28 protein-coding genes and 1 tRNA gene are annotated in these 26,547 nt (G+C 34.8%); 17 read left to right on the top strand and 12 right to left on the bottom strand.

Going from position 1 to position 26,547, the window contains the following annotated elements; genetic code table 11:
- Window positions 1-148 precede the first annotated feature (148 nt).
- Window positions 149-964 (top strand): ribosome biogenesis GTPase YlqF, encoded by an 816-nt coding sequence (gene ylqF / locus X927_RS05325; protein WP_103077065.1) that lies wholly within the window; start codon window positions 149-151, stop codon window positions 962-964.
- A gap of 25 nt (window positions 965-989) precedes the next feature.
- Here the strand turns inward: ylqF and pduL are convergent, their stop codons facing one another.
- From pduL to X927_RS05310, 3 genes are all read right to left on the bottom strand, one after another.
- On the bottom strand, window positions 990-1,580 hold the full coding sequence (pduL, locus tag X927_RS05320) for a phosphate propanoyltransferase (protein WP_103077064.1): 591 nt from the start codon (window positions 1,578-1,580) through the stop codon (window positions 990-992).
- A gap of 43 nt (window positions 1,581-1,623) precedes the next feature.
- Window positions 1,624-2,721, bottom strand: a complete 1,098-nt coding sequence (gene yqeH / locus X927_RS05315; RefSeq protein ID WP_103077063.1) for a ribosome biogenesis GTPase YqeH — start codon at window positions 2,719-2,721, stop codon at window positions 1,624-1,626.
- A gap of 148 nt (window positions 2,722-2,869) precedes the next feature.
- Window positions 2,870-4,141, bottom strand: a complete 1,272-nt coding sequence (locus X927_RS05310) for an MFS transporter (RefSeq protein ID WP_103077062.1) — start codon at window positions 4,139-4,141, stop codon at window positions 2,870-2,872.
- A gap of 146 nt (window positions 4,142-4,287) precedes the next feature.
- Here X927_RS05310 and X927_RS05305 point away from each other — a divergent pair.
- The 12 genes from X927_RS05305 (at window position 4,288) to X927_RS05250 (ending at window position 14,886) form a co-directional block, all read left to right on the top strand.
- Window positions 4,288-4,361, top strand: a tRNA-Gln gene (locus tag X927_RS05305).
- Between the two features lie 269 nt (window positions 4,362-4,630).
- Window positions 4,631-4,963, top strand: coding sequence for a carboxymuconolactone decarboxylase family protein (locus tag X927_RS05300; RefSeq protein ID WP_103077113.1), 333 nt, complete (start codon window positions 4,631-4,633; stop codon window positions 4,961-4,963).
- Window positions 4,964-5,287: 324 nt separating this feature from the next.
- Window positions 5,288-6,643: a dihydrolipoyl dehydrogenase gene (gene lpdA / locus X927_RS05295; RefSeq protein WP_103077061.1), complete on the top strand. Its 1,356-nt coding sequence runs from the start codon at window positions 5,288-5,290 to the stop codon at window positions 6,641-6,643.
- A 635-nt stretch (window positions 6,644-7,278) separates the two neighbouring features.
- A complete protein-coding gene (locus tag X927_RS05290) occupies window positions 7,279-7,521 on the top strand; it encodes a lipoyl domain-containing protein (protein ID WP_103077060.1) in 243 nt (80 codons plus the stop codon).
- 108 nt (window positions 7,522-7,629) lie between these two features.
- Window positions 7,630-8,616 carry a pyruvate dehydrogenase (acetyl-transferring) E1 component subunit alpha gene (gene pdhA / locus X927_RS05285; protein WP_103077059.1) on the top strand — a complete coding sequence of 329 codons (987 nt, stop codon included), beginning with the start codon at window positions 7,630-7,632 and terminating at the stop codon, window positions 8,614-8,616.
- On the top strand, window positions 8,613-9,578 hold the full coding sequence (locus X927_RS05280) for an alpha-ketoacid dehydrogenase subunit beta (protein ID WP_103077058.1): 966 nt from the start codon (window positions 8,613-8,615) through the stop codon (window positions 9,576-9,578). Before pdhA ends, X927_RS05280 begins: the two co-directional genes overlap by 4 nt.
- A gap of 51 nt (window positions 9,579-9,629) precedes the next feature.
- Window positions 9,630-10,652: an ATP-NAD kinase family protein gene (locus X927_RS05275; RefSeq protein WP_103077057.1), complete on the top strand. Its 1,023-nt coding sequence runs from the start codon at window positions 9,630-9,632 to the stop codon at window positions 10,650-10,652.
- Between the two features lie 312 nt (window positions 10,653-10,964).
- Window positions 10,965-11,735 carry an SDR family NAD(P)-dependent oxidoreductase gene (locus X927_RS05270; protein WP_103077056.1) on the top strand — a complete coding sequence of 257 codons (771 nt, stop codon included), beginning with the start codon at window positions 10,965-10,967 and terminating at the stop codon, window positions 11,733-11,735.
- A gap of 131 nt (window positions 11,736-11,866) precedes the next feature.
- Window positions 11,867-12,835, top strand: coding sequence for a thiamine pyrophosphate-dependent dehydrogenase E1 component subunit alpha (locus tag X927_RS05265; protein WP_103077055.1), 969 nt, complete (start codon window positions 11,867-11,869; stop codon window positions 12,833-12,835).
- A gap of 33 nt (window positions 12,836-12,868) precedes the next feature.
- Complete coding sequence (locus X927_RS05260; RefSeq protein ID WP_103077054.1) at window positions 12,869-13,840, top strand: alpha-ketoacid dehydrogenase subunit beta; 972 nt, start codon at window positions 12,869-12,871, stop codon at window positions 13,838-13,840.
- Between the two features lie 100 nt (window positions 13,841-13,940).
- Complete coding sequence (locus X927_RS05255) at window positions 13,941-14,642, top strand: class I SAM-dependent methyltransferase (RefSeq protein ID WP_103077053.1); 702 nt, start codon at window positions 13,941-13,943, stop codon at window positions 14,640-14,642.
- On the top strand, window positions 14,602-14,886 hold the full coding sequence (locus tag X927_RS05250; RefSeq protein ID WP_103077052.1) for a YkoF family thiamine/hydroxymethylpyrimidine-binding protein: 285 nt from the start codon (window positions 14,602-14,604) through the stop codon (window positions 14,884-14,886). Before X927_RS05255 ends, X927_RS05250 begins: the two co-directional genes overlap by 41 nt.
- Before the next feature lie 52 nt (window positions 14,887-14,938).
- On the opposite strand, the gene X927_RS05245 is transcribed toward X927_RS05250, so the two are convergent.
- The 5 genes from X927_RS05245 to X927_RS05225 form a co-directional block, all read right to left on the bottom strand.
- A complete protein-coding gene (locus X927_RS05245; RefSeq protein ID WP_103077051.1) occupies window positions 14,939-15,907 on the bottom strand; it encodes an alpha-ketoacid dehydrogenase subunit beta in 969 nt (322 codons plus the stop codon).
- A gap of 71 nt (window positions 15,908-15,978) precedes the next feature.
- Window positions 15,979-16,950 (bottom strand): thiamine pyrophosphate-dependent dehydrogenase E1 component subunit alpha, encoded by a 972-nt coding sequence (locus X927_RS05240; RefSeq protein ID WP_103077050.1) that lies wholly within the window; start codon window positions 16,948-16,950, stop codon window positions 15,979-15,981.
- A gap of 112 nt (window positions 16,951-17,062) precedes the next feature.
- Entirely contained in the window at window positions 17,063-17,305 is a 243-nt protein-coding gene (locus X927_RS05235; RefSeq protein ID WP_103077049.1) for a biotin/lipoyl-containing protein, read from the bottom strand.
- Complete coding sequence (locus X927_RS05230; RefSeq protein WP_103077048.1) at window positions 17,302-18,021, bottom strand: MBL fold metallo-hydrolase; 720 nt, start codon at window positions 18,019-18,021, stop codon at window positions 17,302-17,304. The genes X927_RS05235 and X927_RS05230 overlap by 4 nt, the downstream gene beginning before the upstream one ends.
- A gap of 36 nt (window positions 18,022-18,057) precedes the next feature.
- Window positions 18,058-18,843: a dihydrolipoamide acetyltransferase family protein gene (locus X927_RS05225; RefSeq protein WP_103077047.1), complete on the bottom strand. Its 786-nt coding sequence runs from the start codon at window positions 18,841-18,843 to the stop codon at window positions 18,058-18,060.
- Window positions 18,844-19,157: 314 nt separating this feature from the next.
- On the opposite strand from X927_RS05225, the gene lipB reads away from it, so the two are divergent.
- Complete coding sequence (lipB, locus tag X927_RS05220) at window positions 19,158-19,868, top strand: lipoyl(octanoyl) transferase LipB (RefSeq protein WP_103077046.1); 711 nt, start codon at window positions 19,158-19,160, stop codon at window positions 19,866-19,868.
- Window positions 19,819-20,673: a lipoyl synthase gene (gene lipA, locus X927_RS05215; RefSeq protein WP_103077045.1), complete on the top strand. Its 855-nt coding sequence runs from the start codon at window positions 19,819-19,821 to the stop codon at window positions 20,671-20,673. The genes lipB and lipA overlap by 50 nt, the downstream gene beginning before the upstream one ends.
- Window positions 20,674-20,710: 37 nt before the next feature.
- Here lipA and X927_RS05210 read toward each other — a convergent pair whose 3' ends face one another.
- Window positions 20,711-21,679 (bottom strand): potassium channel beta subunit family protein, encoded by a 969-nt coding sequence (locus X927_RS05210; protein ID WP_103077044.1) that lies wholly within the window; start codon window positions 21,677-21,679, stop codon window positions 20,711-20,713.
- A gap of 164 nt (window positions 21,680-21,843) precedes the next feature.
- On the opposite strand from X927_RS05210, the gene X927_RS05205 reads away from it, so the two are divergent.
- Window positions 21,844-22,536: a lipoate--protein ligase family protein gene (locus X927_RS05205; RefSeq protein ID WP_103077043.1), complete on the top strand. Its 693-nt coding sequence runs from the start codon at window positions 21,844-21,846 to the stop codon at window positions 22,534-22,536.
- Window positions 22,537-22,574: 38 nt separating this feature from the next.
- On the opposite strand, the gene X927_RS05200 is transcribed toward X927_RS05205, so the two are convergent.
- Genes X927_RS05200 through X927_RS05190 form a run of 3 tightly spaced genes read right to left on the bottom strand, consistent with a single transcriptional unit; the run spans window position 22,575 to window position 24,821 of the window.
- On the bottom strand, window positions 22,575-22,808 hold the full coding sequence (locus X927_RS05200; protein ID WP_103077042.1) for a lipoyl domain-containing protein: 234 nt from the start codon (window positions 22,806-22,808) through the stop codon (window positions 22,575-22,577).
- Window positions 22,809-22,816: 8 nt separating this feature from the next.
- Entirely contained in the window at window positions 22,817-23,821 is a 1,005-nt protein-coding gene (locus tag X927_RS05195; RefSeq protein ID WP_103077041.1) for an alpha-ketoacid dehydrogenase subunit beta, read from the bottom strand.
- Window position 23,822: 1 nt separating this feature from the next.
- On the bottom strand, window positions 23,823-24,821 hold the full coding sequence (locus X927_RS05190; RefSeq protein WP_103077040.1) for a thiamine pyrophosphate-dependent dehydrogenase E1 component subunit alpha: 999 nt from the start codon (window positions 24,819-24,821) through the stop codon (window positions 23,823-23,825).
- 278 nt (window positions 24,822-25,099) lie between these two features.
- Between X927_RS05190 and X927_RS05185 the strand changes: the two genes are divergently transcribed.
- On the top strand, window positions 25,100-26,547 hold a 1,448-nt coding region (locus X927_RS05185), incomplete at its 3' end, for a methyl-accepting chemotaxis protein (RefSeq protein WP_103077039.1).

The following is a 26,547-nucleotide window of genomic DNA, read 5'->3' as shown; positions in this document are numbered from 1 at the left end:
AGGTATAGAGATAGAATATCTCAGAATAGATTATCCCTCCTCTTGGATTTTTTTACAAATTAAGGTATACTTTTATCACTTACATTATACCACAATTTAAGAAAAATAGGAATAATCGTGAAAATAACTGTTTAAAGGGGTTAAAAGCATGTGGTATCCGGGGCACATAGAAAAAACCAAATCCTTAATAAAAAAGCATTTAAAACTTGTCAACGCGGTAGTAGAAATTCTGGATGCAAGGGCTCCATACGCTAGCAGGGCATATGAAGAGCAACAACTTTTTAGAAACAAAAAAAGAATAATTATTCTGAATAAAAAAGATCTATGTGACATGAAAAAAACTAAGTTATGGGAAAAGTATTATAAAGAGAAAGGTGAGGATGCTTTTTCACTTAGCCTAAATGAATCCAATGTGAAAGACTTTTTTTTAAACCATATTTATCCCATCGTTCCTAAAAAGTTTAATGAAAAGTCGCTTATGATAGTTGGTATACCAAATGTTGGTAAATCTACCTTTATAAACCGTCTAAAAGGTAAAAAATCTGCCGCAGTCGGGAATAAACCTGGAATAACAAGAGGGTTACAATGGATAACTGTATCAAAGGATTTAAAAATTCTTGATACACCAGGTGTGTTATATCCAAAACTTTTTAGCAAGAATCTTGTGAACAAATTAATTCTTATTGGCTCTCTAAAAGCAGAAGATTCAGAATTGGATGAGGCTCTCTTCTATCTTTTTGACTTTTTAAAGCAAGAGTATCCTAATATTTTGGATACAGTTTTAGAAGAATGGGACAACTGTGAAAATGCAGTTGAGTTCATAGAAAAATTTTCTATGAAAAGAAATTTTCTAAAAAAGGGCGGAGTTCCAGATTACGAAAGGGGAAGAAATGTCTTTCTAAAAGAAGTGTCAGAAGGGAAATATGGGGGTATAACCTATGAAATACCTTCTGATATTGATTGAAAAAACCGGTGCAAACACCGGCTTTTTAGAATTTTTCTATAATTTTGACATAATCTCCGTTGCTGAGTAAAGCTGCATTGGCTTCGTCGATATCAACATGGAACTCTAATGCAAATTTTTCACTAACTCTAATCAAAACATCTTGAAAAATAAGTCTTCTTCCTTCTTTGTCACAATATACTGAAACTAAGTCTTTATCTTTAACGCCATAATGTTCAGCATCCCTTGGCAGCATATGTATGTGCCTTTTGGCAATGATTACACCCTTCTTTAACTGTATTTCACCAACAGGTCCTTTTATTGTAATACCAGGGGTTCCCTCTATATCTCCTGAGTCTCTAACAGGAGGGGTTACTCCCAATTTAAAAGAATCGGTTCTAGAAATTTCCACTTGTGACTCTTTTCTTACAGGGCCTAATATTCTCACTTTTTGGAAAGTTCCCTTTGGCCCTATTAATTCTACACATTCTTCAGATGCATATTGTCCCGGCTGTCCTAATGGTCTTAAGGGAGTTAATTCATAACCTTCACCAAACAACTTTTCCAAATCCTCTTGTGATAAATGTACATGCCTATTTGATACCCCAACAACTACTCCTGGTTCTTTCAATTGCAACTTTTTACACCTCCATAAATGATGAAATCCTACTGAAATCTTCCTATTTCATCGACTTTCTTACCACGTATCTAAACTCTTTAGGTTTTGAAATTTCTGCTATTAAAGGGCCTCTTTTTACAGAAAGCCATCCCGCTCCGGGAAGGGCTATATCATTGCCCTTATCAATCTTTACAATTTCTCTTTCAAACTCTATTTGGTTAAAATCAAAATTATCATTGTAAGGTGGAAATAGAATCTTTCTATTGTGAAGTAAATCATTAATTCTCTCTTCTTTTGCTCTATGAGCAGATATCTCTTCTGGAAGAAAAACCGTGATTATAGGAGGTAAATTGTTAACACCGTTCTTTAAAACTTTCAACCAGAACAATCCGCTGATAAAAAGAATATTTTTTTCATTCACGGTGAAAGTTTTAATCTTAATTTTTTTAGAAGGAATCATCTTAACTTGAGTATAAATATCAAAAAAATCGCACAATCTGTCTTGAGTGAAAATGCCGGGTGTATCGAACAATTGTAAATCTGTGTTAGGTACTTTTGCTTTTAATACCTTTAAAGTAGTTCCAGAATATGCACTTACAGTTATTTCTCCCCTCACAAGTCTATTTAAAAAAGATGATTTACCTACATTGGTTACACCTATTACCAATGCCTTTTGTTTCTCTGTTTGTAAAAGTAGTTTTTTTGTCTTTTCTATTCCCATACCCGTTTTAACGCTGACCATTCTCACATGATCATCTGGTATATTTATGCCCATTTCTTTGATTCTGAAGAGCAACCACTTTTTTAATTTTGCGTAAGGTGTGCTTTTCGGCAAGAGATCGATTTTATTAACGATTAAAAAAATATTCTTCCCTTTTAATTTTTCAGCAATCTCTTTTCTAAATGTGCCTTCGAAATCTATTACATCGACTACCCAAAAAACAGTTTTGAAATCCCTTAAAATCTTGTCAATATCATGGGAAAAATCGGAATTTATTTTGATAGGTAATAAATAATTATAATGCTTTAATTTAAAGCATCTTTGACAAACTACAGATTCGTTATTTTCTATTTTTTCTTTTAGAACATTCTCAGGTATATACCCTGGTTTTTTAGGGTCTTCTGTTTGTATCTCTACACCGCAGCCTTCACATTTCATAATAATTATTTACTCCATTAAAAAATTTTTGAAAGGAACAAAATCCGCAATTATTTTCCCATAAAATAGTTTCTACCATTTGAACCTATGTTAAAAAAACCCGAATACTTAGATATTTCTAGGTATTCGGGCCAAAGGTTTTTGTTCCTCAATCTACCTCTTTTTTTAGAGTTTCAGGTAGAAAGATAAAGTTTAATATTCCTGTCAGCAAGAAAAGGATTGCAATCCCTATTAATCCTATATTTATGTTGCCTCTCTCAAGAAAATATGAAGTATAAAAGGGTGCGATGAAACCCGAGAACCTCGTTAAGGCACCTGAAACACCGTTAGCTGTTCCTCTCATAGTTGTTGGATAAAGTTCAGGAGTATATGCATATGTCAAACCCCACTCACCCATACAAAAAATAGAAACAACCAAACTAAAAATCAACACTAATATATTTGAAGAAACGCTGGCGAATATAACCGAAGAAATTGCTGTTCCTAAAGCAAACAATAAAACACTTTTTCTTCTTCCAATCTTCTCAATAAGATACGCTGCTAATAAATAACCTGGTAACTGCGCTAAAAACATGTAAAAAGTGTACCAATCTGTTAAAACAACATTCACACCTTTCTGAGCTAAAATCCCTTTAACCCAAACGAAAATACCGTAATATCCAAAACTCATAGTAAACCATAAGAGAAGAATATTTAGGCTTCTAACTAAATAACCTTTTTTAAAAAGTGCATTAATAGTTACTTTTTCTTTCTTCGGTACTATAATTTTTTCTTTAATATTGTAATTAAAAAGTTTTTCAAACTCCTCTTTTTTCTCTCTTATTAGCAAATACTTTGGAGATTCTGGAACAGTAAATAAAAGCAAAAAGGGAATAAACCCAGCCCCTAAAAATATATAATCCAACCTCCAAGTAAAATTTCTAGCAATGAACATATGGATTATGGCTATAAATATACTTCCAATTGCCCAGCTGCTTTCTAGATAAACTAAGTATTTGCCCCTAATTGAAACATTCAAAAATTCGGTTAAATATGCGTTTAAAACAGGCATAGAACCACCAAAACCAATTCCAGATAAAATCCTAAAAATAATGAAAAGTGTTGGAGAACCTATAAAACCACTAAGGACACTGAAAAAACTTCCGATAAACAATAGAAACATTGCAGACTTCTTTCTGCCAAAGTAATCCGAGATAATTCCAGCACTTAATGTACCTATAAACATGCCTATAAAAGTGGAACTAGCGATCGTCGAGGCAAAAATGTTGGATAAGTTCCATTCTTGTGCAAGTAGCGGAAGAGTGAACGAGGTTATCATTACATATGCAGCTACAACAGCCCATCCCAAAGAAGTAATAAATAATAAATAATTTCTTTGAGATTGTGAAACTACTTTTTCTATCAAAGAATCAAACGTCATAACGAAGCCTCCTACTATGTTTTGTGTATACTGCCTTTAAAAACTTTAAAACCCATCTGTATATACAGTATATATCAAAATAAATTATACCATCCTCAAATTTACTTGTCAACCAAAAAATTTTGTGATATAATAAATTTGCTGATTGGGGGATCGTCTAATGGCAGGACAGCGGACTCTGACTCCGTCAGTGGAGGTTCGAATCCTCCTCCCCCAGCCAATACAGTAAAGGATCCTTTAAAAGGGTCCTTTTTTCTTTTTTTAGCAAATAGAGCTTTCGCAAAAGTATTTGAAGAATAAGAAGAACTTATAGATGAAAAAGTGATGTAATTTAAACGAAACATTTTCTTGTTAAAATTTTAATAAATTTAAGTTATAATATAATTAATACTGGTGAAAAAAAGTCAGTTAAAACATCAAAATGACAAATCTTTTTGTGGGATAGTGAAATATATAACAAAAATTATAAAAGGGGTGATTACCGTGAGTATGAAAGATACTTTTCAAAGAGCAATGGGCTGGATGGAAGAGTTTTCTAAGACGAACCCAGAGCAAATGGGGAGTTTCCAAAACATGATGGAAGCCATCGAAAAAGAAGAAGGCGCTGCACTTGATAAAAAAACTAAAGAGTTAATAGCTGTTGCACTTTCTGTAGCCAGAAACTGTGAATGGTGCATTGCTTTTCATGTGAAATCTGCGTTAGATGCGGGTGCCACAGAGGAAGAAATTTTGGAAGCTGCGTGGGTTGCAGTGTTGATGGGTGGAGGTCCGGCTTTAATGCATGCAGGTTTGGTTTTGGAAGCGTTAAAAGATCTAAAATAATAGTGAATTATATCAAAGGGGAGGAAAGCTCCCCTTTTTTGTTATGATATTAAAAGACGAATTTAGATAAATAGAGATAATGGAATAAATTTTCATTATTCTCTCAGCTGGGCTTTAGGTTCTAAGGTACCGCAGGTTTCTTCCTTAAAAGGGTGGGCTGCGGAACAAAAGATAAAGAGATTTTTATCCTTATGGGTGGGGAACGGGGTAAAGAGAGAGAAATTGTTTTATCCTTGTGGGTGGGGAGCGGGGTGAAAGGGCGCTATATAATGTTTTAGAGATTCTAAAGGCAATAAACAATGAAATAAAAAGGAGGAAATTCTAATGTACGATGTTGTTGTTATTGGATCAGGGTCAGGGGGTTATGTGGCGGCAATAAGGTTATCTCAATTAGGGAAAAAGGTTGCCGTTGTTGAAAAAGAAAATCTTGGTGGAACTTGTACTAACAAAGGTTGTATCCCCACAAAAGCGATGTTGACCTCTTCACATCTTTACGAAGAGATTTTAAAAAAATCGAACAAATTAGGCATAAAAGTAGGTGAAGTAACTTATGAAATAAACGAAATAATGAAACATATGAAAAAAGTTGTTCTACAATCCAAAAAAGGTATAGAATATCTATTTAAGAAAAATCATATTGATTTAATACAAGGTGTCGCAGAAATAATCGATAAAAATCATATAAAAGTTGGCGATAAAAGTATAGAAACACAAAACATTATTTTAGCTCACGGTTCTGAACCAGTAGTTTTTTCACCCTTCGATAAAATCGAAGGAATTTGGACAAGTGATGATGTATTTACGATGGAACATATGCCAGAATCGATTTTGATAGTTGGTGGAGGGGTAATTGGTGTAGAATTTGCTACATTTTTTGCAAGTTTAGGTAAAAAAGTTTATGTTGTTGAACTGCTTGAACATATACTCCCCAATGAGGATAAAGATGTTGCAGAAGAAGCAAAAAAATCTTTGGTTAGAAAAGGTGTGGAAGTCTTAGAAAAACATAAGGTCATAAATATCCAAAAAAATGAAGATTCATACGTATCGAAAATCGATTTCAATGGTGAAACCAGAGAAATAATAAGCTCAAAAATTTTACTTGCCGTAGGGAGAAGGCCTGTTATAACGCAAGATATTAAAAATTTAGGTGTAGAGATAGAAAAAGGTGTTAAGACAGATTTTAAAATGAGAACAAACGTTGAAAATGTATATGCAATAGGAGATATTAGAGCCCATATTATGTTAGCTCATGTAGCTATGAATGAAGGGATAGTAGCCGCCCACAATATCGCAGGTGAAGTCAAGGAAATGGATTACAGTGCTGTGCCAAACATCATTTTCTCTAACCCAGAAATAGCAACTGTTGGGCTAAAAGAAAAAGAAATTGATCCTGAAAAAGTTATCATTTCAAAATTCCCTGTATCTGCTAACGGCAGAGCGAGAACTATGGAAGAAAGAGATGGTTTTGTAAAGATAATAGCTGATAAGGAGACTAAAAAAGTATTAGGTGTAGCTATTGTCTCTCCGAATGCTACAGATATGATTATGGAAGGAGTTTTGGCTGTAAAGTATGGGATGAGTGTAGAGCAACTAACAGATTGTATACATCCTCACCCCACTTTGACTGAAAGTCTGCTTGGTGCAGAAGAAAGTGCGGAAGGATTAGCCATACATATTTAATTAATAATCAATCATAAGATATTACATAGGATAAGGGGTAGATAATTCATTTATCTACCCACTATTTGATCTTGCCTAACGTATCTTTCACTAACAATATTTTGGTTCTTCTTTATCTATCCATAAATATTATAACCTCAAGTAGTATGACCTCTGCTAACTTCTTAAGATTTAGCCATGCCTTAATGTATGGGATGTCTAACCAGCATGCTCTTGAGATCTCCCCTAGTAAATGCAATAACTTTCATTGATGAACAGCCTTATCTCCGACTAAAGGTTAAGTTTTCCGTTTTAATACTAAGTTGTTTCTAAATTAAATTTCATAAAGATTACTTTTGTAAATAGATTCATATTTAATTGTGCATAAAATAACAAAGTTCTATGCCTTTATTTTATCTATATTATTCCTAATGTTATGACAAAATTTGTGAAAAATAGAGATTTTAATTTCTAATGCTTTCTAATCGATTATAATTGTCTTTAATCTCCTATAACTAAGTTTGACATCAAAGGCAGAAAAGCGTATAATTTTTACTAATTAAAAACAACTAAGAGAAATAAATGTTACTAAAATTATTTCTGAAAGAATCTAATTTTAAATCTATAATCCATTAAAAAAAGAGGTGAAATTAAGTATGGTAGTTGACGTAACCGTTCCGAAGTGGGGATTAACTATGAAAGAAGCAGAGATTGTAAAATGGTACAAAAATGAAGGTGAAAGAGTAGAAAAAGGTGAACCGTTAGTACAGGTTATGACAGAAAAAATTACTAACGATATTGAGGCGCCTGCTTCGGGGATTCTAAAAACTATAATGAAGAAAAAAGGAGATTCAGCCGAAGTAGCCGAGAAAATTGCAGAAATTGAAACAAATGAGTAAGAATTATAAAAAAAAGAAAAGATTTGTTTTATTTTCAAATTCGATTAAAAGCTGCTATTTAGAACTTGTAAATAACTTAAATTTAGAAAAAGGAGGAGGAAAACAAATATGGATATTTCTAAGGAATTAGTAATGGATATGTATACGAAGATGCTTAGAATAAGAAGATTTGAGCAGAGAGTTGCTGAGTTATTTGCTGCTGCAAAAATTGGAGGTTTTGTACATCTATATTGGGGAGAAGAAGCGGTTGCAGTAGGTGTAACTGCCAATCTTTCTAATGATGATTTAATAACAAGTACACATAGAGGTCATGGCCATTTAATAGCAAAAGGTGGAGAAACGAAGTACATGATGGCTGAGCTTTATGGTAAAGAAACCGGTTATTGTAAAGGAAAAGGTGGTTCTATGCACATTGCAGATGCTACAAAGGGAATACTTGGTGCTAATGGTATTGTGGGTGCGGGCCTTCCTATAGCAACAGGTGCAGCTTTATCAATTAAGCTCAGAGGTAGTAATCAAGTATCTGTATGTTTCTTTGGTGACGGTGCTTCAAATCAAGGGACATTCCATGAGTCCATGAATATGGCAGCTATATGGAAACTCCCGGTGGTATATATTTGTGAAAATAATCTATATGGAGAGTTTACCCCTCAGAAAGATCACCAAGCTATAACCGATATTTCTAGTAGAGCCGAAGCATATGGTTTTCCAGGAATTACGGTTGATGGTAATGATGTGTTTGCCGTATATGAAGCCACAAATGAAGCGATTAAAAGGGCAAGAAATGGGAATGGGCCCACTTTAATTGAATGTAAAACCTATAGAGTAAGGGGGCACTTTGAAGGAGATCCCCAGCTTTACCGTAGTAAAGAAGAAGTAGAAGAATGGAAAAGAAATGACCCCATAATGAGAGTGGAAAGATACATCTCAGAAAACGGAATAGTTAGCGAAGAAAAGCTAAAAGAAATTCAAAAAGGCATAGATAAAGAGCTAGATGAGGCTGTAGAATTTGCAGAAAAAAGTAAAGATCCCGATGAAAAAATGGTAGCAGAAGATGTTTATACAGACATTGTAGAGGAGGTGCGTGTAAGATGAGAAAGATGAATTATGGTCAGGCAATAAATGAAGCATTGAGAAATGAATTGCGACGTGATCCCAATGTTTTTCTTATGGGAGAAGACGTAAAATATGGAGTATTAGGAGTAACTGCCGGTATAGTTGACGAGTTTGGAGAGGAAAGAGTCAGGAATACCCCAATTTCTGAAGAGGCTGTTGCAGGGGGAGCAGTTGGAGCAGCCGCTGCTGGTAGTAGACCTGTAGCCGAAATTATGTTTATAGATTTTTCGACTATAGCAATGGATCAAATTGTAAACCAGGCAGCAAAGATGCGTTATATGTTTGGAGGTAGAATAACGTTACCTTTAACCTTTAGAACAATGGTTGGAGCTGGTATTCAAGCAGCAGCACAGCATTCACAAAGCTTAGAAGCTTGGTTCACCCATATACCAGGTTTAAAAGTAGTTTACCCTTCTACCCCAAAGGATGCTTTGGGATTGACGATAGCCGCAATCAGAGACGATAATCCGGTAATTGTTTTAGAGCATAAACTTTTATATGCAATGGAAGGGGAAGTTCCAGATGAAAATGAACCAATTCCCATAGGTGTGGCGGATGTGAAGAAAGTAGGTAAAGATGTGACTTTAGTTGCAACCGGAATGATGGTACATAAGTGCTTAAACGCAGCAAAACAACTTTCAGAAGAAGGGATAGATGTAGAAGTAATAGACCCAAGGAGTTTATTTCCGTTGGATAAAGATACTATTTATAATTCAATCAAAAAGACTCACAAAGTGGTTCTGGTTAGTGAGGAAGTAAAGAGAGGTTCGTGGATAGGAGAGCTGTCCGCCATGATAGCTGAAGAAGCTTTCCAAGATTTGAATTCCCCTATCTTACGAGTGGCCGGACTTAACACTCCTGTCCCCTTCTCTAAAAAACTTGAAGATTATTTTGTTCCTAATGAAGTAGATATCATTGAGGCAATAAAATCAATAATATAGATATATATAGACAAGGCATATTTTCTCTCTACATTAAGGAGGTTTTGTTGATTGGAAATAGGGATAATCGCTAATCCAGCGGCTGGGAAAGACATAAGAAGACTCGTTGCTCATGCAACAGTAATAGATAATAACGAAAAAGTAGATATAGTAAAAAGAATAATATTAGCTTCTCAAAGTTTTGGTATCGAACGTGTCTACATCATGGCTGATGCGTTTTACATAGGTTACAAAGTTGTTGAAAGCTTGGAAACTATAAAGAAGTTAAAATGTGATGTTGAGATAATCAATGATCATGTAACCTATAGTTTAGAAGACACGATAAAGGCAACCCAATTACTTGAAGAAAAGAATGTAGACTGTATTTTATCCTTAGGGGGGGATGGAACCAACAGAGCAATAGCAAGAGTTATAGGAGACACTCCTTTGTTGCCAATTTCCACAGGGACAAATAATGTATATCCTGAAATGGTTGAAGGAACGATTGCCGGGATAGTGGCGGCAATTGTATCTAAAAATATAATTCACAAAGATGAATTTTGCTCCAAAGATAAGATAATAGAAATATATAAAAATAATAAACTTATAGACATAGCATTAATTGATGTAGTTATTTCAAAGGAACAGTTTATAGGGGCTAAAGCTATATGGAATTTGTCTAGTATCTCAGATATTATTGTATCCAGAGCAAATCCTTGGAGTATTGGCTTTTCCTCTATTGCGGGATATATAAAAACGGTTCATAGAGAAGACAACTTTGGTTTGTACTTAGACCTTAAAGAAAATAATGCAAAGAAAAAGGAAGTAATAGCTCCGGTGGCACCAGGTATATTAGAAAAAATCCAAGTTTCAGAAGTAAAAAAGTTAAACATAGATGAGGAATTCATATATCAAGTTGAGGTTCCAGGCACTTTGGCCTTAGATGGGGAAAGAGAAATAGAAATAAAAAAAGGAGATAATATTACTTTTAAAATTACGAGAAATGGTCCTTGCAGAGTAGATGTGAAAAAAGCTTTAGAATGGGCTCAAAGTCGAAATTTTTTTACTGAGGAAAGTGCTAATGCAAAAATATAGAAGTTTTAAAGTAGAGTTATCGAAACTTGAAGCGAAAGTTTTAGTAGTAGGGTGATCTTATAGGGAAATCAATTTTTCCCTATACTTCAGAAAAAATTTTGAAAAAGGGAAGTGGTTTTTATGAGGGTTAAATAATGTTATAAGGTGTTTTGCCTTTCACATAGTTAATAAAAAAAATTATAACTAATGAATAGAAACAGTTAGGTTAATAGGGAATAAGAAAAAAATGGTTTTTGAACAGAGTAAGAGTATTTGATAAACAATTTAAATTTTCTGTAGATAGTATACATTTTTATAAAAGGAGGCTAGATTATGGGATTATTAGATGGAAAAATTGCAATAATCACGGGAGCGGCCCGCGGTATTGGGCAAGCTTATTCTATTCGTTTTGCAAAAGAAGGGGCAAAACTGGTAGTTTGTGATGTGCTAGATTGTAATGAAACTAAAGCAAAAGTGGAAGCTGAAGGTGCAGAGTGTTTAGCATTAAAAGTCGATGTTACTGACGAAGAATCAACCCGAAAAATGGCAGAAGAAACCATTAACAAATACGGAAGAATAGATATTCTTCTTAACAATGCAGCAATCTATGGTGGCTTAGTTATGAAACCTTTTGAGAATATTTCAGTCGAAGAATGGGACAAAGTTATGTCTGTCAATTTGAAAGGTCTATTTCTCTGTTCTAAAGCAGTAACACCACAAATGAAGAAACAAAAGAAAGGTAAAATTATCAATATTTCTTCTACTACTTTTCACATGGGTGTTCCGATGTTGCTTCATTATGTCACATCTAAAGGAGGAGTTGTTGGTTTCACACGAGCTCTTTCCAATGAACTAGGAGAATATGGAATAAATGTAAACGCTATTGCTCCTGGATTTACAATGACAGATGCTAGTAAGGGTATTACAGGAGGAAATAAAGAACTGTTCGAGCAATTAGCAAGTATGCAAGCCAATATGCAAGCTATAAAAAGGAGAGAAGAACCTGAAGATCTTACAGGGGCAGCTGTATTCCTTGCTTCCGATGATAGTGATTTTATTGCAGGTGTAACTCTTCCAGTTAGTGGTGGCGCTGGTTTAGTTTGAGTTTTATGGTATCAAACGAATTATAGAGTCGGGAGATAATTGCTTATATTGAAGGTATTAAAAGTTAGTTACAATGCATGCTTTAGAGTTCGTAAAGGCAGGATTTTTTCAATGAAAAGGAGGGAAGAACTATGTTAAACAGCGAACTTTTGTTAAAAATGTATCAAAAGATGGTACTGATAAGGGCCTTTGAAGAGAAGGTGAGTGAGTTATTTGCTAAAGGCAAAATCCCAGGTTTTGCTCATTTGTCTTTGGGTCAAGAGGCTGTGCCTGTAGGTACCTGTGCAAATCTTGAAGAAGAAGATCATATAACTTCCACACATAGAGGTCATGGAGATATTTTAGCTAAAGGTGCTGATCCAAAATACATGTTTGCAGAACTTTTTGGTAAGTCTAGTGGTTATTGTAAAGGTAAAGGAGGTTCCATGCACATAGCTGATTATTCCCTTGGTATCATTGGGGCAAATGGAATAGTTGGAGCAGGGATACCAATTGCAACTGGGTCTGCCCTTGCACAACAACAACTAGGGACAAAAAACGTCACTGTATGTTTTTTTGGTGATGGAGCAGCGAATGAGGGTTCTTTCCACGAGGCTGTTAACCTAGCTTCCATCTGGAAACTTCCAGTCATTTATGTTTGTCAAAACAACCAGTATGCTGTTAGCACTCCAGCTTCATATGCCCTTTCCGTTCAAGATGTTTCATCAAGAGGATCAGCTTACAATATACCGGGTGTTACGGTTGATGGCAACGATGTTATTGCGGTATATGAAGCTGTACATGAAGCGGTAGAAAGAGCAAGAAATGGATCGGGGCCTTCTTTAGTAGAATGCAAAACGTACAGATGGCATGGGCATTTCGAAGGTGAAGAAGCTCTGGGATGGATATACAGATCCAAAGAAGAGGTTGAAGAGTGGAAAAAGAAAGATCCTATACCACGATTTGAAAACAACCTAGTAAATCAAGGGATACTAAGTAAAACGGATATTGAAAAAACAAAAGAGCAAACAAAACAGTTAATTGAAGATGCGGTAAAATTTGCAGAAGAAGCTCCTTTACCAGATCCAGAAGAAGCTTTAGTTGGCCTCTTCCCGGATTAAAAATTGGGTAAAAGAAAGAAAGGAGGGAAAGAAATGAGAGAAGTTATGTTTGTTCAAGCTCTTGGAGAAGCGATGGCAGAAGAAATGGAAAGAGATCCTAGGGTTATATTAATGGGAGAAGATGTACAATTAGGGGCTTTTGGTCAAACTAGGGGTTTGGTAGAAAGGTTTGGCCCCGGCAGGGTAAGAAATACTCCTCTTGCAGAAGTAGGTTTTACAGGTGCAGGAATTGGCGCAGCAGCTAGCGGACTGAGGCCAGTGGTAAATATAATGATGGCAAATTTTTTGTATGTTACTATGGATCAAATCGTAAACCAACTTGCTAAACTTAGATACATGTCAGGAGGACAGGTTGATTTCCCAATAGTAATATGGGCTACGACTGGTGCTGGAGGTTCAGCTGCGGCTCAACACTCAGATAATCCTGCTGCAATGTTTGTAAATGTACCGGGCCTTAAAATAGTTAAACCAGGAAATCCCTATGATGTTAAAGGTTTGATGAAAAGTTCAATAAGGAGTAATAGTCCAATAATTTTCTTTGAAGAAACAACCTTAGGTATGATGAAACAACCAATCCCCGATGAAGAATATACTGTTCCAATAGGAAAAGGAGAAGTTAAAAGAGAAGGGACTGATATTACGGTTGTTGCTATAGGGTGCATGGTGTCGCAAGCTCTTTCTGCCGCGGAAAAATTGGAAAAAGAAGGAATATCCGTAGAAGTAGTGGATCCAAGGACACTTGTTCCTTTAGATAAAGATATAATTTTAAACTCTGTTGCAAAAACTGGCAAGGTTGTTGTATGTGATGATGCTCCTCCTCTTTGTTCTGTTGCCTCGGAAATTTCGGCTACAATTAATGAAGAAGGATTCGATTTCTTAAAGGCTCCCGTGGCAAGAGTTACAAGAGAACATGTACCAGTACCTTTCAGTCCTCCAATGGAGAAGTTTGTATTACCAAATGAAGAAAAGATCATTAATAAAGTAAAAGAAGTAGCGAAACGATAACAAAAGAGTGAGGCACTCAATTTTGAGATGATATCAAAGATTGAGTGTCTCAAAATTAATTCATAACGATAATGAAGATTTTAGGGGAGGGATTTTTCTTTTGAGTGCATTTTCCAAAAGAATAGCGGATAGTTATGATAGTTGGTATAAAAGCCGTTTAGGTGAATTCGTTGATGAAATTGAGAGAAAGGTTGTTATGGATTTAGCGAAACCACAGAAAAATGAAAAGGTACTTGACTTAGGTTGTGGGACTGGAATATATAGTTTATTATTTCTAAATATGGGTTTGAAGGTAACGGGCATCGATCAATCAGATTTTATGTTAGAAAAAGCACGAAAAAAAACGAATAAAATTAATTTTATCAAAGCGGACGCATATAATCTACCTTTTCCAAATGAAAGTTTTGATTTGGTTGTTTCGGTAACAATGTTCGAATTCTTGGATGATCCACAAAAAGGTGCACGTGAAGCTTACAGGGTTTTATCTCCTGGGGGAAGATTAGTTATTTGTGTAATAGGTGCTAAAAGTACTTGGGCTAAACAATATAGGGAAAAAGCAAAAACAGAAGACGAATCACCTTACAAAGCAGCTAGATTTTATACGTTGGAAGAAGTCTTAAATTTCATACCAGAAGTTTCATATTCTGATTACAGTATAGCTTTACACTTTGGCCCTGACGCGGATCTGAATAACAAAGAACTTCTCTTAAAAAAAGAAATGCATGGTCAAAGGGTAAAGGACGATACGGGAGGTTTTATCTGTGTTAGATGGGACAAACAAGGAAACAAAAAAAGTAAGTGAATATTCTTGTTCAATGGCGCTCTATCCTCTTGGAACAGACGATTACGTGAGAATAATAAGCGATGCGATTATTAAGTTGCGAGAATTGCAAAATATAGAAATTACAGTTGGGAAGACGAATACAGTTGTGAAAGGAAGTAAAGAAGATATATTCAAAGCTATCAACCTTCTTATTGAGGAAGCACAAAAAAGAGGTACCTTTGCTTTAACTATAACTATTTCCAATGTTTGTGGCTTGACATGAACAAAGTCACGGGGCCCCTGATCAATTACAATCAAGGGCCTATGATTATATTTTAATAATTAACTACGTCTTTGACAGCATTGATTACTTTTGCTTCATTTAACAATACGTATTCCTCTTCAATTTTTGAATGTGGAACAGGTACCTTTATTCTTGTAACTCTCTTAATAGGGGCTTTCAAATATGAGTACCCTTTTTCAGCTACCAGCGCAGCAATTTCTGAAGCGAAAGATCCGTTTAGCGGGGCGTCATCAAGGGTTACTAATCTCCCTGTTTTTTTAACGGATTCTAAAATAAGGTCTTCATCAATGGGATATAAACTTCTGGCATCTACTACCTCGACAGAGATTCCTTCTTTCTCAAGTTTTTCTGCTACCGATGAGGCTAATACCCGTGGATAACCTGCTGCAACGATAGTAACATCTTTACCTTCTTTCTTGATATCTCCTTTTCCAATAGGTACAACATAGTCTTCATCAGGAATTTCTCCTTTAACCATAAAAGTTTTCATTTCTTCGTAGAAAATTACTGGATTATCATCTCTTATGGCACTTTTGAGTAATCCTTTTGCATCATATGGGGTTGATGGCATAACAACTTTGAATCCTACAGCATGTAGAAAATAATCAGCTGAATTGTCTGAATGTTGTGCTGCAGCACCTCCTCCTATATTTAAAGCTCTGAAAACAATAGGAATGTTAATCTGACCTCCATACATATATCTTAGTTTACCTACTTGATTTACAAGTTGATCCATGGCGACATACATAAAATTAGAAGTCATATATTCAACTACAGGGCGCAGTCCAGCTATTGCTGCACCAGTTGAAATTCCAGTAAATCCAGCTTCTGAAATAGGTGTGGATACCACTCTTTCCGGTCCAAATTCTTCAAAGAGCCCTTTTGTTTGTCCAAATGTTGCTGTATGAAGATCTTCTCCAATTAAAAACACATTTTCATCTCTTAACAACTCTTCTCTTAGAGCTTCATTTATTGCTTGAATTAACATGATTTGTCTCATTTTTATCCCTCCTAAATTTCTTTCATTTTTTAAATACTAAAAGGTACTTTAGATTGAAAAAGCGTATATCATTATGCAAACAGATCTTCTAAGGCATCTTCTGGCTTTGGATTTTCAGCTTTTCGAGCGAATTCTACAGCCTCTTCAATTTCTTTTTTTACTTTTTCCCGAACTAATTTTATTTTGCTTTCAGTTAAAACCGCTTTAGCCATTAAATAATCTTCAAATAATAAAATGGGATCTCTACTTTTCCAATATGCTTCTTCGGTTTTTGGTCTGTATCCCCATCCCATTTGTTCATCATTACCAGCACCAGCATGATGTCCGTATTTTCTGTAAGTTTTGCATTCAATAAGTGTGGGGCCTTCCCCTTTTCTTGCTCTTTCTACTGCTTCATGTACAGCTTCATATACTGCTAATACATCGTTACCATCCACTGTTACACCAGGGATAGAATAAGATTTAGCCCTATCTGAAATGTTTTCCACTGATAAAGCATATGAAACTGGAGTAGTCATAGCGTATTGATTGTTTTCACAAACATAAACGATTGGTAATTTCCAGATCGAGGCCATGTTTAAGGCTTCGTGAAAGACACCTTGGTTGGATGCTCCATCTCCAAAGGCACAAACAGTAACGGTATTTAAGTTTTTCTTTTTTTGAGCAAAAGCTGAACCTGTAGCTATTGGAATCGCCGCTCCAACTATTCCATTCATTCCGATCATTCCATCTTTAAAGTCAGCAATATGCATTTCTCCGCCTTTCCCTTTACAATAGCCAGCAGGTTTACCGAATAATTCAGCAAAAAGATATTTTGGATCCCCACCTTTTGCTAATACTGTACTTATTCCTCTATGAGATGGGGCATAATGGTCTTCTGGTAGCAAGTTTTTACATATTCCCACTGGAATGGCTTCTTGTCCGCTACCTGACAATAAGGTTCCAATCTCTCCTTTGAAAGAGAGTTCTACAGCTTTTTCTTCGGTTTCTCTTAAGAGAAGCATTTTTTCGTACATCCATAATAAATCACTGCTTTTTAACATTTTATTTCCCTCCTTAAAAGATTAGTTTTACGTACTTTACAAACTCTGAAACTTTTTGTCAGCGTCCCACTGCTTTATAGCCCACAATTAAGAATCAAATTACACTGCATTTTTATTCTTCAGTTTCTATTTCGCCGATTTTTTGGTTAGGTTTTATTGTGTCTCCTTCTTGAGCATATGTTTTTTTCAAAACTCCGTTAGCTGGTGCCTCAATATCGTTTGTAATTTTTGATGTCATTACTTGAACCAAAGGTTCGCCTTTTTTGACCGTTTCTCCCTCATTTTTATACCATTTAACTAACTCTAACTCTTCTACTCCCATTCCTAATTTTGGCACTAAAATTTCAACTGTCATGCAATTTCTCCTTCCTTTTTTGTTTTATTATTTTCGATAAAATATGGTGGAAATACGTGGGCCCTTGTTTCTGTGTATTTTTCTAGTTCTTCTTTTGTATAAGTGTGTGAGTTCTCTTTGAGAAAAACGAGATCGCTGACATTTTTTCTCAATATTTCATAAACTTTATCCGGCTTTTTAAATATAGCTGCATCGCATTGCGGGGTTCTATAATGAATGGGAACGACTACTTTTGGTTGAAGCTGGTTGGTGATCATCATAGCTGTTTCTAAACTAGGTCCTGGGAAGCCGGATAATGGAACAAACAAAATATCTACTTTAGCTTTCACATCCTCTAACAATTTTTTGTCCAAAAGGTGACCTACATCTCCCAAATGGCAAATAGTGATTCCTTCTGCTTTTACAAAGAATACAATGTTCTTTGTCCTAAAATTCGCATGTTTTGTTTCAATTCCACTAATATCTATGCCATCGATATTTTTTTGCCCACCCTCTCTTATTACTACTTTAGGGTTTTTAGCAGCTTTTATATTATTATGATCGGGATGATTATGAGTAATTAAGAGTATGTCTGCTTCTTCATCAACAGGGTCGTATTTCATTCTCATTGGCCACATTCTCATCGTAGCAGTAGATTTAAATGGGTCTATGAGTATTTTTGTATTGTTTTCTGTAGTTATAAGTATGCAAGAATGTCCTAACCATTTTATTCTCATCTATGCAACCTCTTTATCAGAATTTCAGCAAAATGTTTAAGATATATCTTCTGTATGTTCAAAATGCTCTTTCACTTTTTGTAAAAACTGGGCTCCAAGAGCACCATCGATAATTCTGTGGTCTATTGTAAGTGATAAAGTTCCTATTTTTGCTATCTTTTGTTCCCCTTCTTCTATTATTAGGGAATCTTTTATTCTATTTATTCCTAATATTGCAACTTGAGGTGGGTTAATAATAGGGGTGAAAGAATCAACACCAAACATTCCTAAATTTGTAACGGTAAAAGTAGCTCCTATTAAATCTTTTTCTTTTAACATACTATTTCGTGCTCTGGTTATTATGTCATTGTATTCTTCTATAAAAGTTTTTATATCTTTTTTATCCACTTCTCTTAAAACAGGTGTAATTAAACCATTTTGTGTATCAGTGGCAACAGCGATATTTATAGAATCATATATTACAACTTTTTCTCCATCAAAGGTAGCGTTCAACTCAGGCAAATCCCTCAGTGCATTTGCCAAAAGCTTTATCATAAGAATGGTAAGCGAAGGCTTTTCTTCAATTTTTTCCCGTAGACTAATTATGTTGTCCATTTTTATTTCCATGTTGAGAGTCACATGTATAGCCTGATTATAACTTTGATAAAGTCTTTTGGAAATAATTTTTCTTATACCTATCAACTTTTTTTCAGATTTTACTTTAGGATAAAATTTCTCTTTGATATATGATTGAATAATCTCCTGGCTTATTTCACCTTTTTCCTCTTTTAGCTTTTCAAGGTCTATATCGTACTGTTCAGCAATCTCTTTAAATTCGTCCATATAATTCACCTCTCCTTTTTAAAGTTATTAGTACATAGTTTAAAAAAATATTTTTAGCTCGAACTTTAATCAATCCTTTTTAAAAAAATCAATATAACATAATTTTACTCTTTTTACTTAGTTTTTTAAAATTTCATCTATGGAGATTAGATGCGCTAAGAAGCGATTACAATTGTTTATGGCTGTTTAGGGAATGAATTCTTACGTTTGCTCGTAATTGCTTAATCTTGTGATAAATTTCTCTTTTCATATTTTTAATTAATCTGTTATAATATTAGTAAAGAATTCAATATTAGTTTAAGGAGTTAGATAAGATGAGAAGAGGGTTGGTATGGAATTACAATGAAGTTAAATATTTGAAAGGTAAAGAAATTCAACAACAAGCTATGAAAATTGTCCGAAATGGCTTAGCTGATGGAATTATGATACTATTATCTCATCCACCAGTGTACACTATTGGAAGAGGAGGAGGATATGAAAATCTAAAAAAAAATGTCGATGAAATAAAAAAAATTGCGGAAATATATGAAGTAGAAAGAGGAGGAAATATCACTTTTCATGGCCCTGGGCAATTAGTTATCTATCCTATTCTTAATCTTAGAAAATGGCCTACTGATATTGGGCAGTTGGCTTATAATTTAGAGGAAATTATAATAAAAGTTTTAAAAGACTACAACATCATAGGAGAGAGAATTCCACATTCAAAATATAGAGGGGTATGGGTTGAAGATAAGAAAATCTGTGCAATGGGACTTTCGATTGATCATTTTATTACGTGGCATGGCTTAGCTTTCAACGTTAATACCGACCTGTCGTATTTTGAGAATATTGTTCCGTGTGGGATAAGAGAGTACGGTGTAACCTCTCTAGAAAAATTAGGTATAAAAGAAGATATTGAAGAGGTTAAAACAAAGGTTATTCAGAAAACAGAAGAAATATTTGATATTAAATTTACCTATGATAGGAGTGAAAATGATGAAGAATGCAGAATGGTTGAAAGTAAGTATTTCCACCGAAAAGTTTGAAGAAATTCGAGATTTTATTGAGGATTATTCACTTAATACAGTTTGCCAAAGCGCTGATTGCCCAAATATTGGGGAGTGTTTTGCTAAAAAAACCGCAACATTCATGATAATGGGTAATATATGTACTAGAGGATGCAGGTATTGTTCTGTACCAAAAGGTAAACCTTTACCTTTGGATAAGGATGAACCGAAAAGATTGGCTCAAGCGGTAGAAAAGTTGGGGTTGAAATTTGCAGTTGTTACTTCTGTTACCCGTGATGATTTGCCTGATGGAGGAGCGTCTCATTTTGCCCAAGTCATCAGCGAAATAAAAAAATTGCCTGGAAACGTTAAAGTAGAGGTTTTAGTTCCAGACTTTTTAGGGGTTGAAGAATCTATTAGAATCGTTGCTGAAGCATCTCCTGAAGTTTTTGGCCATAATATAGAAACTATCCCTGAGTTCTATTCAAGAATTAGACCCAAAGCTATTTATAAAAGGTCTTTGGATGTTTTGAGAAAAGCAAAAGAAATAAATCCCTCTTTAGTTACTAAATCAGGGATAATGTTAGGTTTTGGAGAACAAGAAGAAGATGTCGTAAAGGTTATGAAGGACTTAAGGGAAGTCGACTGCGATATAATGACCTTAGGTCAATATTTAAGGCCTTCTACGAAACAGGTTGAAGTTGTTGAATACGTTACCCCCGAAAAATTTAAAAGATATGAAGAAATTGGATATTCACTTGGGTTTAAATTTGTTGCATCTGGTCCGTTGGTAAGAAGCTCATATCGTGCTGAAGAGGCTTACTTAAAAGCTAAAGAAAATTAAAAAAGATCCCACCGAATCGGTGGGATTTTGATCATTTTTATTGTGGTTTATTGCTTAGAATTTTTTCAATTTCCTCCATGACGCTATCTGTAAGTTTTTCTTTTATCTCGGAAGCTTTTACATTTTCTTTCACTTGTTCTGGTCTACTTGCTCCAGTTATTACGGTACTAACGTTTGGATTTTTCAATATCCAGGCGAGGGCAAGCTGAGCCATCGTTGCACCTAAATCATTGGCTATTTTTGTCAATTTTCTGACCTTTTCGATATTTTCTTGAGATAATAGTCCGCCTTTTTCGAACTCGTTTCGTAAATTTTCAAATTTTGCAAGTCTACTATCTTGAGGAATTCCTTCGTTGTACTTTCCAGTTAATACCCCGCTGGCCAATGGACTCCACGTAGTTAATCCCAATCCATATTTATCATAAAGAGGTTTAAATTCTTTCTCAACTTTATTTCTAACAAACATGTTGTATTGAGGTTGTTCCATTGTGGGAGGGATAAGATTTCTTTTATCCGCTATTAGATAAGCTTCTTCCAGTTGCTCCGCACTCCACTCGGAAGTGCCCCAATAAAAAGCTAAGCCGTTTCTTATTATATAATCCATTGCGAATACTGTTTCTTCAATGGGCGTTGTAGGATCTGGTCTATGGCAAAATATAAGGTCGACATAATCAACTTGTAACCTTTTTAGAGAGTTCCATGTTCCTTCTAAAAGATGTTTCCTTGATACCCCTTTATCGTTTGGGCCTTTTCCACCCCAGAATATTTTTGTAGAAATTACTAGGTCTTCTCTTCTATACTCTTTTATTGCCATTCCCATTAAAGATTCAGAAAGCCCATTAGCATAGGCTTCTGCGTTGTCAAAAAAGTTAACGCCGTTTTCATAAGCTGTACGTAAACATGATTTGACCCCTTCTGTGTCTAATTGATTTCCAAAAGTTAACCAAGATCCAAATGAAATTTCACTTACTTTTATACCCGCTTTACCAAGATTGTTATATTGCATAATCTACCTCCTCTTTCTTCTTTAATTATACCCTATACTATTATACCATATCTTATTGTTAATTTTTCATTTTGCATTAGAAAGAAATATTTCTATAAACTTTTTATTTGCTTTTGTGTGTTGTTTTATTGTATAATTAATTTAATTAAAAATAAAGGGGGCACTTGAAATTAATTAGAGATATGAGTCGTAAATTTAAATTTAGCCTTTTAGAGAATAATTGTACAAATCCTTATCAAAACTTTCAAATTGAAGAAAATATTTTGAAGGAACCTCTCAATAGTGATGGTATTTTAATGCTATGGCAAAATACTCCTTGTGTAGTAATTGGTAGATTTCAGGAAGAGGCTTTAGAAATAAATATTGACTATCTAAATGGAAAAAATATTCCAATTATACGAAGATTAACAGCAGGTGGTACGGTTTATCATGATTTAGGGAATTTAAATGTTACTTTTTGCAAAAGAAAAGAGGATGTTTTATTCTCTAATTACTTTTTAGATGAAGCTAAGGGTATTATAGGAATCGTTGCCAAGATCCTCAAAAGCTTTATTGCACAGGATATAACTGTAGACGAAAGAAACAGTATATATATAGAAGGGAAAAAAATTTCTGGTTCAGCTGCTACTATTACGAATGAAAAATTTTTTCTTCATTTTAGTTTGCTTGTTAATTCTGACCTAGAAGAATTAAACAGGATTATCAAGTGGAAAGAAGAATATCCTAAAGAATCACCTAATTATATTAAAAGTATTCGTTCGCCAGTAGCAAATTTGATTGATTTTCGAAAAGATTTAGATATGGAAAAAGTAAAAGTACTCATAAAATCAGCTTTTAAAAATCATAATTTACTATAATTTAAAAAAGTCTGGCAATTAGCCAGACTTTAAACTTTTCAGCTTTCTATAAAACCTATGACTTCCTCTTCCTCAATTTCATCGTTATCTTTTTTCACAATTTTAAGCGTTCCTGAAGAAGGGGCAGTAATTCTAAGTGTTGTTTTTTCGATCATAACTTCACAGATTTCTTCGCCTTCTTTAACTTGATCCCCTTCATTTCTGTACCATCTTATAATAACTCCAGATTTTCCTTCTTCACTGATTTTTGGAACCTTAATTTCTACACTCATTTTTTCACCTACTTTATCATTTGTTTGCAAGTTGAGATGATTTTGTCAGCACTAGGCAAAGTAAATTGTTCCAGTACACGGCTGTATGGAATAGGTACATCAGGGAAAGCAATTCTTCTAGGAAGAGCCTTTAATTGATCTCCAATTTCTTCCGAGACCGAAGCTATTATTTCACCACTCATTCCATAACTCAAGTAATCTTCGTCAACCACTAATAATCTACCCGTTTTCTTGACTGATTCTACTACTGTTTTCTTGTCTAAAGGTACTAATGATCTTAAATCTATAATTTCCACATCTATTCCTTCATTTTCAAGTTCTTCTGCCGCTTTTTTAGCCTCATACAAAGTTTTTGCTACGCTAACCACAGTAATATCTTTACCTTCGCGAATTACTTTAGCTTGTCCAATAGGGATTGAGTAGGGTTCCTCGGGGACTTCTGTTGCTGCTTCTTCCGGAGAAGGCATCCAACCAATTCCTAAAAGTCCTTTATGGAAAAAGTACATTACTGGATTGTCATCCCTTATAGCCGAAATCATTAAACCTTTAGCATCATAAGCATTAGAAGGAATTACAACTTTCAAACCAGGAACATGCGCAAAAATAGAGTACAAAGTTTGTGAATGCTGTGCGGCATCGTTGTATCCTCCACCGATTGCGGTAGTTATCACTAAAGGAAGTTTCACGTTTCCATTGGACATATAATGAACTTTGGCAATATGGTTGTAAATTTGATCCATTGCGACACCAAAGAAATCTACAAACATTAATTCTGCAATAGGGCGCATTCCTTTTGAAGCTGCTCCCAAAGCTCCTCCAAAAAAAGCGGATTCACTAATTGGAGTATCTTTAATTCTTTCAGGACCAAATTTATCCAATAGACCAGTTGTTGCACCAAAAATGCCGCCGTACTTACCTACATCTTCTCCCATAACAAAAACAGAGGGATCTCTTTCCATTTCTTGTGCAATAGCTTCAGAAATGGCTCTATGCATTGGAAGTTTTCTGGCCATACTATTCACCTCCTGCAAACACGTTTTGTAGAGCTTCTTCTTTTTCGGGATATGGACTATTTCTCGCGAAATCGATTGCTTCATTGATTTCATCTGTTATATCTTTTTTAATCCCTTCTAATTGTTCTTGGGATACAATCCCTTTAGAAAGCAATTGGTTCTCTGCAAACAAAACAGGATCATTCTTTTTTGCTTCTTCTAAATCTTCTTTTGGACGATAAAGTTGAGGATCACCTTCAAAGTGGCCTCTTAAACGGTAAACTTTTACTTCTATAAGAGTGGGCCCTTCACCTCTTCTTGCTCTATCGATAGCTTCTTTTGCAACTTCATATACTGCCATAACATCTTTACCATCTATACTTACCCCAGGTATTCCATAGGCTTTGGCTCTTTCACTAATTTTACTAACCGAAGTGGATGCGTCTTTAGGAACAGAGATACCCCAAGAGTTATCCTCAATGACAAAGATTACAGGTAATTTCCATAATGATGCAAGATTCAATGATTCATGGAATGTGCCTTGATTTGCAGCACCTTCCCCTCCTACAGCAACCGATACATAATCTTTGCCTTGCATTTTTGCAGCTATACCAATACCTACACCTTGGGGAAAACTAGCACCTACAATACCACTACAGCTAAAACTGACATTTGGATCAAAAAGGTGCATATGCCCACCTTTACCTGCTGATAAGCCGGTAGCTTTACCAAAAATCTCTGCAGTCATCTTTTTAAGGTCTACTCCCTTAGCTATAGCAAAATTATGAGCTCTATGTGTTCCTACTACTCCGTCTTCTGGTTTTAAATGAGCACAAACACCAGCTGCTGATGATTCTTGCCCGGTAGAAAGGTGAAGTTCTCCTGGTATTGGCCCAGCAGAAATATCGAACAACGGGGACTTTCCTTCATAGTAAATTTTTGCTAGTGTTTCTTCGTAAGTTCTAATCTTGTACATAGTTCTATATAACTCTAATAGCAAGTTTTCTCCAGTTTCTGACATACTTTTCACCTCCTGATTAATTAATTTTGCACTGTTTTTGAAAATTCAAAAATACATTTTAAAATTAAAATATTATTTTTAAGCTTTATTTGCCTCTAATGTTCCTATACTTATACCCTGTACTATTATACCATATTTTTTTGTTAATTTTTCATTTCGTATTAGAACATATTAAAAATAAAAAAGAAATATTTTTAAAAACTTTCTATTTGCTTTTGAGTACTGTTTTATATTATAATTATTTTCAAGATAATTAAAATAGAGGGGGGAGAAATACCATGTCATTCAAAAGCATGAGAGGAAGGATAATTGTAATTATCGTTGTAATTTTTGTTTTATTTGGGGCAGCGATTTCTTTCAATATTTTTTCTTTGGTAAAGTCCAACGATGGTTTGGGTAGTTATAGAGGTTTATCTGATGCAACGAATCAAATCTCCGAAATAGAAAACGACTTTTTTGAAGCTGCTTTAGCCTTCAAAGACTATGTGATTAACTATGATGAACAAACAAAAGAAACTTTTACTCAAAATATCAACGCTGTTCAAAGTTTCTTTACAGATGAAACTACCGATTCTACACTTGTGCAAAACATAATCACTAAGATAGGAGAGTATGAAAGTAATTTTAATCAAATTGTTCAATTGAACGAAGAAAAAAATAGACTCGTAAATCAAGATTTTAAAGATATATCCAATGAATTACGTCAAAGTATTACCGACTTTAAAACCTTAGCCCAAGAAAATAATGTTTCAACCCTCGTTTTTTACGCTGATAGTTCACTTAATATATTGGATAATATAGATAATTTATCTTCCATGTATTTTTCATCCAAATCTCTTGGAGATAAAAACAATGTTTTAAATGCTTTTAATGAATTGGATTCCCAACTTTTGATTATGCAATATGGACTAACCTCGGACAAACTAACTGAAATGTTCAACAAGATGGAAGAGATGGTTGAACAATTCAAAGACACATTCAACCAAATAGTCACAGCGATAGAATCCCAGGAGCCTATAATCGGGCATATGGAACAAGCAAGAGTAGAGATACTCAACCTATTAGAAGAACAAAGAAATGAATTAAAGGTCCAACAAGACACGTTAGGTCCATCACTCATAGAAGAAAACAACAGGGCTATAACCTTGACAGCCGTTTTAACCATAGTAGCCTTCATAGTATCGATAATCATGGTTATCTATCTAATAAGGAGTATAACGAAACCACTGTTAGACTTCAAAAACAAGATAAACCAATTCAAAGAAGGAGACTTAACGGTAAACTTTGAAAGTAAAAGCAAAGACGAAATAGGACAGATGGCAAACGCTCTATCAGAAATGAGTAAAGAATTGAGAAGATCCATGGGGTCAATAAGGCAGGCATCAGACAAAGTAGAAAACGCATCAGAAAGTCTAACACGCTCATCACAAGAAAGTAGAAAGAACTCAGAAGAACTCAAAGACCAGATGGACAAGATACAAACAAGTACAGAAGAAACAGCAGGAAACGTAGAAGAAGTAACCTCAGGTGTAGACGAAGTGGCAAAGGCGGCACAAGGTGTATCCCAAGACGCGCAAAGATTAAGTGAAGAAGCAGATGAAACGAGTAAAGCTGCAGAAGAAGGAAGCAAAACGATAGAAAGAATAAGTCAAGCGGCGAAAGAAGCGGCAGAAAGGACAAAAGAAAGCCAAAAAGAAGAAGAAACACTCGCAAAAATTGCCAAGAA

This window comes from Petrotoga mexicana DSM 14811 (assembly GCF_002895565.1).
GTDB classification, from domain to species: Bacteria; Thermotogota; Thermotogae; order Petrotogales; family Petrotogaceae; genus Petrotoga; species Petrotoga mexicana.
The sequence above is the reverse complement of the archived record's forward strand: the minus strand, read 5'-3'. Positions and strand labels throughout refer to the sequence as shown.